The organism is Paenibacillus sp. J31R30, assembly GCF_059692115.1.
Genome location: NZ_JCAUAV010000016.1, coordinates 87,568 through 98,982, shown reverse-complemented (window position 1 = coordinate 98,982; position 11,415 = coordinate 87,568). Strand labels below are relative to the sequence as shown.

Below are 11,415 nucleotides of genomic sequence, written 5' to 3'. Positions count from 1 at the left end.
TGCCTCGCGGTCACGAATTCAGCTAAAAGTAATAGAGAGAAAACGGGGGTCTAACGACCTCCCCCATATATAGACAAACTAAGGAGTGTTGGTCAGTGTCGGATGCTTATAAAAAGGCTGGCGTCGATATCGCGGCGGGGAACGAAGCAGTAGAACGGATGAAAAAGCACGTTAAACGGACATTCCGTCCTGAAGTGTTAACAGATCTCGGTGGCTTCGGCGGGCTGTTCAGCTTGAACAAAGACAAGTATGAGGAGCCTGTACTCGTATCGGGTACGGACGGCGTGGGCACGAAGCTGAAGATCGCTTTTGCCATGGATAAGCATGATACGATTGGGATCGACGCGGTTGCGATGTGTGTGAACGACATTATCGTTCAAGGCGCAGAGCCATTGTTCTTCCTAGACTATTTGGCTTGTGACAAAGTCATTCCAGAAAAAATTGAAGCGATTATTAAAGGGATCGCCGACGGTTGTGCGCAGTCTGGCTGCTCATTGATCGGTGGCGAAACGGCGGAAATGCCGGGCATGTATGCTGAAGGGGAGTATGACATTGCCGGCTTTACGGTTGGAATCGTCGACAAGAAAAAGATCATCGACGGAACAACGATCCGTCCTGGAGATGTCGTGCTAGGACTAGCTTCAAGCGGTGTGCACAGTAACGGGTTCTCGCTTGTGCGTAAGCTTTTGCTTGAAGATAACGGATATACGCTTCAAGGGCATGTCGAAGAGCTTGGCGACAAGCTTGGTAACGTGCTTCTGGAGCCAACGAAGCTGTATGTGAAGCCAGTTCTAGCTATGTTGGAAGACGTAGCAATCAAAGGCATGGCGCACATTACAGGCGGCGGTTTCATCGAAAATATTCCGCGCGTTCTGCCAGATGGCGTAAACGTGGATATTCAATACGGATCATGGCCGATCCTTCCGATTTTCTCCTTGATGCAGCGTGTAGGTAACATCACGAACAATGATATGTTCCGTACGTTCAACATGGGAATCGGGATGGTTGTGATCGTGGCAGCTGACGATGCAGAGAAAGCGATTGCTGCAGCGGAAGCGCAAGGCGAGAAAGCGTATCGTTTAGGCGTTGTAACTGAAGGCGAGCGTGTAGTTACGTTCCAAGGAGCTGACGTTTAATGCAGCCTTATCGCATCGCGGTTATGGCTTCAGGCAGCGGCTCGAATTTTCAGGCTATTGTGGATCAGGTACAGAAGGGGAAGCTTGATGTCAGCATCGAGCTTCTTGTCTGTGATCGCCCAAAAGCATTCGTGGTTGAACGTGCCAAGGAAGCGAAGGTGCCTGTCTTTGCCTTCAACCCGAAGGAATACGAAAGCCGTGAGGCGTATGAGACGCTGATCTTGAAAGAGCTGCAGGATCGCCAGGTCGATCTGGTCGTGATGGCAGGGTACATGCGGATTATTACGAATGTGCTGGTTGAGCCTTTCTTCGGACGAATGATTAACATTCATCCATCTTTGTTGCCTTCGTTCCCCGGCGTGCGCGCTGTGGAACATGCGGTTGAGTATGGCGTGAAGCAGACTGGCGTCACGGTGCATTTTGTCGATGGCGGGCTGGACTCCGGCCCGATCATTGCACAGCGTGCCGTGGAAATCCACGAGCACGAGACGGCTGATTCGCTCACGGAGCGAATCCATGCGGCTGAGCACGTGCTGCTGCCGCAGGTTGTGCGGTGGCTGCGCGAGGGCCGCGTGAGCCTGGATGGCCGCAGGGTTAGCGTGCGGAAGTAGGGTTTGTTTGCACTGGGAGGGGCTGCTGCGCCTGAGTTAGTCGATTTTATCGACTAACAGCTGTGAAAGGACGCCGCTGTGCCCGAATTAGTCGATTTTATCGACTAACAGCGCGAAAATAGCGCCGCTGCGCCTGAGTAAGTCGATTTATCGACTAACAGCGAGAAAAGAGCGTCGCTGTGCCTGAGTAAGTCGATTTTATCGACTAACAGCGAGAAAAGAGCGGCGCTGCGCCTGAGTAAGTCGATTTATCGACTAACAGTGCGAAAAGAGTGCCGCTGCGCCTGAGTAAGTCGATTTTATCGACTAACAGCGCGAAAAGAGCGTCGCTGCGCCTGAGTAAGTCGATTTTATCGACTAACAGCGCGAAAATAGCGCCGCTGCGCCTGAGTAAGTCGATTTATCGACTAACAGCGAGAAAAGAGCGCCACTGCGCCTGAGTAAGTCGATTTTATCGACTAACAGCTGTGAAAGGACGCCGCTGCGCCTGAGTAAGTCGATTTTATCGACTAACTGCTGTGAAAGGACGCTGCTGCGCCTGAGTAAGTCGATTTTATCGACTAACTGCCCAGACCGGCCATAAAAGCTATTCTGTTTCTCCATTTTTTTTAATATTGAACTTATTTCATTCACATACAATCCCATTCCCTAAGGAGGAAGCATAGTGGCAATCAAAAGAGCACTGATCTCCGTTTTCGATAAAACGGGCATCGTTGAATTCGCGAGCGAGCTGTCGAAGCTGGGCGTCGAGATCATTTCCACAGGCGGTACGCTTAGTTTGTTAAAGGATAAAGGGGTACCGGTTATCGGTATTTCGGAGGTTACAGGATTCCCGGAAATCATGGACGGACGCGTGAAAACACTTCACCCGAACGTACATGGCGGACTTTTGGCTGTTCGTGATAACGAAGAGCACCAAGCAAGCATGAAAGAGCTTGGACTCGAGTACATTGACCTCGTTGTCGTGAATTTGTATCCTTTTGCAGAGACGATTGCTAAGCCTGATGTTACTTACGAAGATGCGATCGAGAACATCGATATCGGTGGTCCTACCATGCTTCGTTCCGCAGCGAAAAACCATGCTTTCGTTTCCGTTATCGTCGACACGACTGACTATGCGAAAGTGCTTGAAGAAGTTCAAGAGACTGGCGACACTACGTTGGCGACGCGTAAACGTCTAGCGGCAAAAGTGTTCCGTCACACTGGTGCTTACGATGCTTTGATTGGCGACTATTTGACTGGCCTTCAGGGCGAGCCTTACCCAGAGCGTTACACAGTTACGTATGAAAAAATGCAAGAGCTTCGCTACGGCGAGAACCCGCACCAAAGCGCAGCGTTCTACCGCACGCCGAATGCGGCTGCTGGCAACATCACAACAGCTGAACAATTACACGGTAAGGAATTATCGTACAACAATATTAATGACGCGAACACGGCTCTTCAAATTGTAAAAGAGTTCAGCGAGCCTGCTGTTGTTGCGGTTAAGCACATGAACCCTTGCGGCGTAGGTATCGGTACGAATGTGCTGGAAGCTTACACGAAAGCATACAGTGCTGACCCGACTTCCATCTTCGGTGGTATCGTAGCAGCGAACCGTGCGATCGACGAAGCGACTGCACAATTGCTGCATGAGATTTTCTTAGAAATCGTCATCGCGCCAGATTTTACACCAGAAGCACTAGAGATTCTAGCTAAAAAGAAAAACATCCGCCTACTTAAAGTAGCCGGTTTGGATACAATTGCTGGTCGTGAGTCCCAGCCAGTGATTACAACAGTTGAAGGCGGCATGCTGGTACAAGCTAGCGATGCGTACCAACTGACAGAAGCAGATCTAAAAGTCGTTTCCGAGCGTCAACCGACAGCGGAAGAGATGAAGCAATTGCTTTTCGCATGGAAAGTCGTTAAGCACGTTAAATCCAATGCCATCGTACTTGTGGCTGATGATATGACAGTTGGCGTAGGCGCGGGTCAAATGAACCGTGTTGGCGCAGCGAAAATTGCGATCGAGCAAGCTGGCGACAAGTCGAAAGGCTCCGTTCTTTCGTCCGATGCGTTCTTCCCGATGGGCGATACACTCGAAATGGCAGCAAAAGCAGGCATCACTGCTGTGATTCAGCCAGGCGGCTCCATTAAAGACGAAGAATCCATTCGTGTTGCCAACGAAAATGGCATTGCGATGGTCATGACAGGCGTTCGTCATTTTAAACACTAAAACAATTGAGAATGCTCACGTTTCGTTAGGGGACCGTGGGCATTCCCCATGAGAGGGGATTCCATAATGCGTGTATTAGTTATTGGACGTGGCGGACGCGAGCATGCCATTGTATGGGCGCTAAGCAAAAGCCCAAAAATCAGCAAACTGTTCTGCGCACCAGGAAACGGCGGGATTGCCGGTTTAGCGGAATGCGTGCCGATTACGGAGCTTCAGTTTGAAGAGATCAGCACATTTGCGAAAGAGCAAGCGATTGACTTGGTTATGGTTGCGCCTGATGATCCGTTAGCGGCAGGTTTGGTTGATCATTTGGAGTCAAAAGGCATCGCAGCATTCGGCCCTCGCGCTAACGCTGCAATCATTGAAGGCAGCAAGGTGTTCATGAAGCAGCTGCTCAAAAAATACAGCATCCCGACAGCCACTTACGAGTCGTTCGACGCGTATGAGCCGGCACTTGCTTACTTGCGCTCGCAAACAGCGCCAATCGTCATCAAAGCAGACGGGTTAGCCGCTGGAAAGGGTGTTACGGTTGCGCAAACCATGGAAGAAGCGGAAGCTGCGCTAAAAGACATCATGGTGGGTCAGGTTTTTGGGGCATCGGCAGGCGCAAGCGTCGTGATCGAGGAGTTCCTGACAGGACAAGAAATGTCCTTACTGGCATTCGTGGATGGTTCTACGGTGCGTTTGATGGTGCCTTCGCAGGATCATAAGCCGGTGTTTGATAACGATAAAGGGCCGAATACAGGCGGAATGGGGACGTATTCCCCACTTCCACATATTCCAGAGTCCATCGTGCAGGAAGCACTTGTGAACATTGTTCAGCCTACAGCGGATGCGATGGTAGCAGAAGGCCGCCCGTTCAAAGGCGTGCTGTATGCGGGTCTGATTTTGACTCCGAACGGTGTGAAAACGATTGAGTTTAACGCGCGCTTCGGTGATCCAGAGACGCAGGTCATTTTGCCGCGATTGAAAACGGATTTGCTGGATATTTTCCTAGCGATCAACAACGGCACGTTGGCTGAGCAGCCGATCGAATGGAGCGAGCAAGCCGCAGTATGCGTGATCGTGGCTTCGCCTGGATATCCTGGACCGTATCCGAAAGGATTGCCGATTACAGGCTTAGATCAAGTGCAGGATGCCCTTGTGTTCCACGCGGGTACAGCTGTTGATGAGAACGGACAAATCGTCACCAACGGTGGACGTGTGCTTGGGATTACTGGCCTTGGCAAAGATATCGTTGAAGCTCGTCAGAAGGCTTATGCGGATGCGGATCGGATTCATTTTGAGGGTAAGCATTATCGGACGGATATTGCAATGAAGGCATTGAGATAGGTTGTAGGAACAAAAAACACAGTCCTCAGAGAAGCGATTACCCGATTGGGCGTGCGCAAGGGGGACTGTGTTTTTGCATGTAGGAGTCTAGGTAAATAATGCAGAAATAGCTGTAGGTTACCCATCTACTTTTTATCCCAGCCACGAATGTACTTGCTTCTGCCCTTGTAGACGAAAAAACACGCCAGTAAGGCAAGAATAACTAATGCAATCGACAACCAGTGATCAGTGATATAATGCCAGAGTGCCATCGTGTGACCTCCCGAATGTGGAGAAGCATGGTAGCGTTAGTTTCGTGAATGCTGGGTGTTTTTATGCAGAACATAGAGAAAAAGGGGAATCGTTAGATGTGTTATAAAAGAATGCTGCACCTCGCTGCGGTCATTGTGTTAGTTGGTGTGATGGCTGCCTGTGGGGATAAGCAGCCGCTGATAGAGACTTCGCCTACAACGCAGGCTGTGCAGAGCGCTGCGCCTGTTTCGCAGGGAATGGCGGTGGCAGCAGCTGCAGAGGTACAGGCGGCGCCTACCAATACGCCAGCACCGTCACCAACGGTGACTCCAACACCGGCTGCGACGATTGGAACGAAGCCAACGCCATCTATGGCACCTGCTCCAACTGTGGCCCCCGTCAAAAAACAGAGCAAAAATCTCGTGATGATCGATCCAGGGCATCAACGGGTTGGTAATAACGAACCCGAGCAGGTCGGGCCGGATACGCGTGAAACAAAAGCCAAGGTGAGCTCAGGAACTGTCGGTGTACGCACGAAGAAACCGGAGTATGTGCTTAATCTGGAGGTATCCGTGCTGCTGAAAGCAGAGCTGGCTCGGCGGGGGATCAACGTTGTGATGACGCGTGAGACGCATGATGTAGATATCAGTAATAAGCAGCGTGCGGATATGGCGAATGAGGCAGGAGCTGCGTTGGTTGTAAGGATTCATGCGGATGGCGATGCCTCGGCGAGTACGAAGGGGTTTTCGGTATTGTACCCGTCGGCGGGACAACCGGCTGTGAAGCCCATTGCTGCTGAGAGTAAGCAGGCGGCTGGGTATTTACTAGTTGGCATGCAGCAAGCAACAGGTCAAAAAGGACGTGGTCTTTCGGCACGCGACGACCTCAGCGGCTTTAACTGGTCGAAGGTGCCCGTGGCACTCGTTGAGCTAGGGTTCATGACGAATCCCGAGGAGGACGAGCTCATGTCGGAGGCGGCTTATCAACAGAAGCTGGCGGCAGGCATCGCGGATGGGATTGAGCAGTTTTTGAACGGTAAGGGATAGGGACAGAGCGCCGAAGGTTTTATTTTCACAGATTCGAGAATAATGTAGATAATTGGCATTGCATTGTGGGGGAGGAGGTGTTGCTATGTTGCCGGCATTTTTTATTGCGCATGGCTCACCGAGCTTGGCGATTGAGCAGCATGCGTATACGGAGTTTTTGCAAAGACTTGCGATATCGATACCAACGCCTAAGGCCATTGTTTTGTTCAGTGCCCATTGGGAAAGCCCCGTGCAGAAGATTAGCTCGGCAGTCGAGCCGGAGATGATGTACGATTTCTCAGGTTTCTCGGAAGAACTTTATGACATTAACTATCCGGCAAAAGGGGATCTCCCCTTAAGCTTGCATATTCAGCAGCTTTTTCAGCAAGAGGGTATACGCTGTGAACTCAATGACAGGCGGGGCTTGGATCATGCTGCTTGGGCGCCGCTCTCCATTATGTATCCCGATGCGCAGATTCCCGTCGTGACGCTTTCGGTTAACCCGCGGCTAACGCCGGAGGAGCATTATCGGATTGGCGCTGCGCTAGGACCCCTACGGGAAGAGCAGGTGCTGATCATTGGCAGTGGCGGAACGGTGCACAATCTGCAAAAATTGGATCATAACAATCCAGTGCCGCAGCTGTGGGCCGTTGAGTTTGACGAGTGGCTGGCGGAGCAGCTAGAAACGTGGAATTTGGAGGCGCTGATTCGCTACGATGAAAGAGCGCCGCATGCGCGGGAGGCGGTGCCGACGCCGGAGCATTTTGCGCCATTACTGATCGCGCTTGGAGCTGGCGATGCTACACGGAGCGCGAAACTGCTGCACCATAGCTTCCAGATGGGTACGCTGAGCTTGTGCTGTTGGATGTTCAGCGGCGTAAGTTTGCGCAAAAAGGACGGTTAGGCGGAGGCGGTTGCCACTCAATCCAAGAACCGTCCCTTATGCTCCGGCTTCGGCAGCATGCAATGCTCGGTCTTACCGAACCAGCGATAGCGGTTACGGGCGATGAAGCTGTATCCGAGGTTGCGGATCGGAGGCGGGATCACGATGGCCACATAGGCCAGTGGCCACGCGCCACGCAAGCGGCGGGCAATACGCAATGCAGCTGAGCTGCGTGTATAAGCGCGGTCCCCTTCGACCAGCACAATGGTGCTTAGTTGATCTAGGGGCAGTTTGTGCTGGGCAAGCAGCTTTTGGCCCGACTCAGACTGGAGAGAAGCGAAGTGAAAGACGCCCTTCGGATCGTTTCGCAGGATGAACTGCACCGCACTGCTGCAGAGCAGGCAAACACCATCAAATAATATGATAGCGTGATGTTGGGTCGTTTTAGGCATAAGATTCTCCTCCGTGCTGCATGGCTTTTACTCTATTTTAAGTATACCTCAATGTAGTTTTCCAAGTTAGCGTGTTGATGCTACAATATGAGGATAAAGTGAAAAAGTAAGCGATACAGCTCAGGAAAGAGGCCGTTTATGGATAGCAATATGATTTTTAATATCGTGGCACTTGGTTTTATCGTGTGGTTTTTTTATTCCCGGTTTGCAGGGGTGAAGGGGCTGCGGAATCTGTCGTCCGAGCAATTTCAGGAAGCCATGGCAGCGGACAAAGACAAGCATGTGCTCATTGATGTGCGCGAACCTGGTGAATTGAAGCAAGGCTACATTCCGGGTGCGGTGAATATTCCTTTGTCACAGGTGGGGAAAAGATTGAGCGAAATCCCGAAGGATCGTCAGATTTATCTGTATTGCCGCAGTGGCATGAGGAGCAAGCAAGCTGCCAGAATGCTGCGAAGAAATGGTTTTAGCGAGCTGACCCATCTGAAGGGCGGCATCATGAGCTGGAGAGGGCAGCAGACGCAATAGGTGGTTGTGAAAAAGGAGGGTGTCCCAAAAGCCATGGATATGGCGGGGGCACTCTTTTTATGTGAAGGGCAGCTGTGATGCAGGCAAAAGTGCAAATGTGCAACCTTTGTTCTCGAGTTGACCACTCGATCTGAAATGCGTGCGAAAGTGCAACAATTTCGGCTGGTATTCCTCTGTAGGCACCTTTTCGGTGCAAAAGGATGCTCTTTTGCACTAATTTAGCTATGTTCAGCCGTTTTCCCTGAAAAAGGATGCTCTTTCGCATCTTTGCGCCCGTGGGACAGCCTCAAATGGCCTGTCAGCGGATGCGCACTCTACCCTCTACAGTCGAATTCCTCTCTGGCTTCTACATTTCATGCCTCTAGCATATACATTTCATAGATCGATAGTCCACGAGAAGAAGAGGTGCAGCCCCCCATGAAAACATTGCCGTTAATTCGAAAAAGAACGCTTACCACATGGCTCATACTTGGATGCTCTGTCCTGACCCTTTCTGGTTGCAGTAATACAACGTCCGTTATATCAACGGCGACCCCGGAAACCGTCCCTGTGACGGCCTCGGTCACAACAACACCTGCGACGCAGCCCACCACGACAACAGTGGAAGCGCAGCTTCCTTTTAAATTCCCGTTAACCGGTTTGCCTACCGATCACGAGGTGAAGACTCGGCCCTACATGGTCATGGTCGAAAATGCTCCACAAGCCCGGCCCCAAACCGGCCTCGACCAGGCAGACATCGTCTATGAGATCCTAGCCGAGGGCGAGATTACTAGATTCGTCTCTGTGTTTCAGAGCCATGCTGCTGGAGCGATTGGGCCCGTGCGCAGCATTCGGCCTTATTTTGTAGAGATTGGCGACGCGCTGGACGCGATTATCGTGCATGCTGGCTGGAGTCAGGATGCGATGGATATGATGGCGGGCCGCAATCTGGCTCATCTCGATGAAGTGTATGGCGACGGCGCCTACTATTGGCGCTCCACCGATCGGAAGGCACCGCACAATCTATATACCTCTGTGGATAAAATGAAAAAAGGTGCCGAGGCGCGCAAGTTCCGCACGGAGTGGAATGGGCCTTTGCTCACGTTTGCCAAGGCAGGACAAAGTAAACTCACGGGCGCAGCCGTTCATTATATCCAAATCCCCTACCTCATGGGGTATTTTGCTTCCTATGATTACGAGGCTGCAAAAGGTGTCTACATGCGTTCGATGGAAGGCAAGCCGCATCTCGATAAGGAAACGGGCAAGCAGCTGCAGACGAAGAATTTGCTTATCCTTGAGAGCAAGCATCAGATCATCGACAAAGAGGGGCGCAGGATTGTCGATGTGTTCGGGCCGAACAAAGGGATGATCTTCCAAGAAGGCATGTCCCAAGCGATCACCTGGGAACGCAAGAACGGCATGCTCCGCGCCTACGCCAGCGATGGTAAGGAAGTGCCGCTGCTGCCGGGCAACACATGGGTACAGATTGTGCCGGAGGGGACGAAGTTGAAGGTGGAGTAGACATGTTTAACAATACCTTTACATTCCCTTAATCACAGGCAAACATTGAGATCCTATGATTAAAAGTCATAGGAGGGATAAGATGAAGATATTTCAACGTAACATTTCGATACCCGCTTATTTCATTATCCTTGTGCTGCTGTTCGGCATATTTGGCATTTATTCGGTGTGGGGGCATGAAGAAGTGGTGAAAGGCACGGAGGCAGGGGATGCCGCTGAAGCCGAACCATTCGTTAATGGGGTTAAGAAAGTAGTCTGGTGGCACTCCATGAGCGGCGAGAACGGTCAAGTGGTGGACAGGCTCGTAACAAGCTTCAATGCTTCACATAAGGATATTAAGGTGGAGGCCGTATTTCAGGGCTCCTACTTCGATAGTTTGACCAAGATGAAGGCATCTATTGGTTCCAATCTGGGTCCAACGATGATTCAGGTGTACGATATCGGAACACGATTCATGATTGATTCCAAGGAAATTACGCCGATTCAGAGCTTCGTTGATCAGGACAAGTATGATATGTCTCAAATGGATGAAGCGATTATCGATTATTATCGGGTGGAGAATACGCTGTATTCCATGCCTTTTAACACATCTAATCCGATTCTGTATTACAACAAGGATCTCTTCAAAACTGCTGGATTAAACCCCGATAAACCGCCGGTTCTCTATACGGACATCGCCCAAGCGGCGAAAAGGTTAACAAGAGACGGTGTGACCGGCGCCTACTTCGGCACGCACAGTTGGTACATGGAACAGCTTATTGCCAATCAAGGCGCTGAGCTGGTGAACTTGGGCAACGGGCGCGATGGCTTAGCAACGCAATGGCAATTGAATGGTGAAGAGGGAGTCAAGGCGCTTTCTTGGTGGAAGGGGTTAATTGACAGTAAGTCGGCTATTCACTCAGCGGGTAAGGGCGACGATTCCAAGAAAGCATTCGCGGAAGGGAAGGTCGCTATGATCTTCGATACAACGGCTGCGCTGCGAGATATCCTCGATTCTGTTGATGGTAAGTTCGATGTCGGGACGGGCTTCTTTCCCAAGCCAGCCGATGGCGACGGTGGTGTGGTGGTAAGCGGGGCAAGCAACTGGATCCTGAACAGCAAGTCGGATGCGGAGCAGCAGGCGGCTTGGGCATTCATGAAGTATTTGTCCGAGCCAGAGCAGCAGGCGTTCTTCCATGTAAACACAGGCTACTTCCCTATTACAGAGAAGGCTTATGAGCTGCCGATCGTACAAGACAATATGAAACAGTTCCCACAGTTCAAGACAGCTATTGATCAGCATAACGCTGCAAAGCACAATCAAGCGACACAAGGCGGTGTTCTAGGGGTCTATCCAGAAGCGAGAAAGCTGACGGAGAATGCCATCAGGCAGGCGCTGAGCGGGCAGAAATCGCCACAGGAAGCGCTCGATGCAGCAACCTTAGAAATTAACGCCAAAATCGATGCGTATAATAAGTCGTTAAAATGAAAAAACGAAAGCCGGGATATGAACCGGCTTTCGTTTT

The 11,415-nt window shown here is 51.1% G+C and carries 12 protein-coding genes; 9 read left to right on the top strand and 3 right to left on the bottom strand.

Annotation, left to right across the window (positions count from 1 at the left end; genetic code table 11):
* The first annotated feature begins 95 nt into the window (after positions 1-95).
* Positions 96-1,136 (top strand): phosphoribosylformylglycinamidine cyclo-ligase, encoded by a 1,041-nt coding sequence (purM, locus tag AC58QO_RS30205; RefSeq protein ID WP_173119042.1) that lies wholly within the window; start codon positions 96-98, stop codon positions 1,134-1,136.
* Positions 1,136-1,747, top strand: coding sequence for a phosphoribosylglycinamide formyltransferase (gene purN / locus AC58QO_RS30200; protein WP_497272152.1), 612 nt, complete (start codon positions 1,136-1,138; stop codon positions 1,745-1,747). The genes purM and purN overlap by 1 nt, the downstream gene beginning before the upstream one ends.
* A 357-nt stretch (positions 1,748-2,104) precedes the next feature.
* Here the strand turns inward: purN and AC58QO_RS30195 are convergent, their stop codons facing one another.
* Entirely contained in the window at positions 2,105-2,392 is a 288-nt protein-coding gene (locus AC58QO_RS30195) for a hypothetical protein (RefSeq protein ID WP_497272150.1), read from the bottom strand.
* A 19-nt stretch (positions 2,393-2,411) separates the two neighbouring features.
* On the opposite strand from AC58QO_RS30195, the gene purH reads away from it, so the two are divergent.
* Positions 2,412-3,959: a bifunctional phosphoribosylaminoimidazolecarboxamide formyltransferase/IMP cyclohydrolase gene (gene purH, locus AC58QO_RS30190; protein ID WP_497272148.1), complete on the top strand. Its 1,548-nt coding sequence runs from the start codon at positions 2,412-2,414 to the stop codon at positions 3,957-3,959.
* A gap of 66 nt (positions 3,960-4,025) precedes the next feature.
* Positions 4,026-5,291: a phosphoribosylamine--glycine ligase gene (gene purD / locus AC58QO_RS30185; protein ID WP_497272146.1), complete on the top strand. Its 1,266-nt coding sequence runs from the start codon at positions 4,026-4,028 to the stop codon at positions 5,289-5,291.
* 125 nt (positions 5,292-5,416) lie between these two features.
* Here purD and AC58QO_RS30180 read toward each other — a convergent pair whose 3' ends face one another.
* Positions 5,417-5,542, bottom strand: coding sequence for a hypothetical protein (locus AC58QO_RS30180; RefSeq protein ID WP_497272144.1), 126 nt, complete (start codon positions 5,540-5,542; stop codon positions 5,417-5,419).
* Positions 5,543-5,638: 96 nt separating this feature from the next.
* On the opposite strand from AC58QO_RS30180, the gene AC58QO_RS30175 reads away from it, so the two are divergent.
* On the top strand, positions 5,639-6,568 hold the full coding sequence (locus AC58QO_RS30175) for an N-acetylmuramoyl-L-alanine amidase family protein (RefSeq protein ID WP_497272142.1): 930 nt from the start codon (positions 5,639-5,641) through the stop codon (positions 6,566-6,568).
* An 85-nt stretch (positions 6,569-6,653) separates the two neighbouring features.
* Complete coding sequence (locus AC58QO_RS30170) at positions 6,654-7,451, top strand: DODA-type extradiol aromatic ring-opening family dioxygenase (RefSeq protein ID WP_497272140.1); 798 nt, start codon at positions 6,654-6,656, stop codon at positions 7,449-7,451.
* A 17-nt stretch (positions 7,452-7,468) separates the two neighbouring features.
* Here the strand turns inward: AC58QO_RS30170 and AC58QO_RS30165 are convergent, their stop codons facing one another.
* Positions 7,469-7,882, bottom strand: coding sequence for a thiol-disulfide oxidoreductase DCC family protein (locus AC58QO_RS30165; RefSeq protein WP_497272138.1), 414 nt, complete (start codon positions 7,880-7,882; stop codon positions 7,469-7,471).
* A gap of 138 nt (positions 7,883-8,020) precedes the next feature.
* Between AC58QO_RS30165 and AC58QO_RS30160 the strand changes: the two genes are divergently transcribed.
* The 3 genes from AC58QO_RS30160 (at position 8,021) to AC58QO_RS30150 (ending at position 11,378) form a co-directional block, all read left to right on the top strand.
* On the top strand, positions 8,021-8,410 hold the full coding sequence (locus AC58QO_RS30160) for a rhodanese-like domain-containing protein (RefSeq protein WP_497272137.1): 390 nt from the start codon (positions 8,021-8,023) through the stop codon (positions 8,408-8,410).
* Between the two features lie 417 nt (positions 8,411-8,827).
* On the top strand, positions 8,828-9,910 hold the full coding sequence (locus tag AC58QO_RS30155; RefSeq protein ID WP_497272135.1) for a DUF3048 domain-containing protein: 1,083 nt from the start codon (positions 8,828-8,830) through the stop codon (positions 9,908-9,910).
* A gap of 82 nt (positions 9,911-9,992) precedes the next feature.
* Positions 9,993-11,378: an ABC transporter substrate-binding protein gene (locus AC58QO_RS30150; protein ID WP_497272133.1), complete on the top strand. Its 1,386-nt coding sequence runs from the start codon at positions 9,993-9,995 to the stop codon at positions 11,376-11,378.
* Positions 11,379-11,415: the final 37 nt, after the last annotated feature.

Coding starts and splice junctions, on each gene's coding strand:
- purN (WP_497272152.1), top strand. CDS start 1,136: ATGCAGCCTTATCGCATCGCGGTTATGGCTTCAGGCAGCGGCTCGAAT.
- AC58QO_RS30195 (WP_497272150.1), bottom strand. CDS start 2,392: ATGGGATTGTATGTGAATGAAATAAGTTCAATATTAAAAAAAATGGAG.
- purD (WP_497272146.1), top strand. CDS start 4,026: ATGCGTGTATTAGTTATTGGACGTGGCGGACGCGAGCATGCCATTGTA.
- AC58QO_RS30180 (WP_497272144.1), bottom strand. CDS start 5,542: ATGGCACTCTGGCATTATATCACTGATCACTGGTTGTCGATTGCATTA.
- AC58QO_RS30175 (WP_497272142.1), top strand. CDS start 5,639: ATGTGTTATAAAAGAATGCTGCACCTCGCTGCGGTCATTGTGTTAGTT.
- AC58QO_RS30170 (WP_497272140.1), top strand. CDS start 6,654: ATGTTGCCGGCATTTTTTATTGCGCATGGCTCACCGAGCTTGGCGATT.
- AC58QO_RS30165 (WP_497272138.1), bottom strand. CDS start 7,882: ATGCCTAAAACGACCCAACATCACGCTATCATATTATTTGATGGTGTT.
- AC58QO_RS30160 (WP_497272137.1), top strand. CDS start 8,021: ATGGATAGCAATATGATTTTTAATATCGTGGCACTTGGTTTTATCGTG.
- AC58QO_RS30155 (WP_497272135.1), top strand. CDS start 8,828: ATGAAAACATTGCCGTTAATTCGAAAAAGAACGCTTACCACATGGCTC.
- AC58QO_RS30150 (WP_497272133.1), top strand. CDS start 9,993: ATGAAGATATTTCAACGTAACATTTCGATACCCGCTTATTTCATTATC.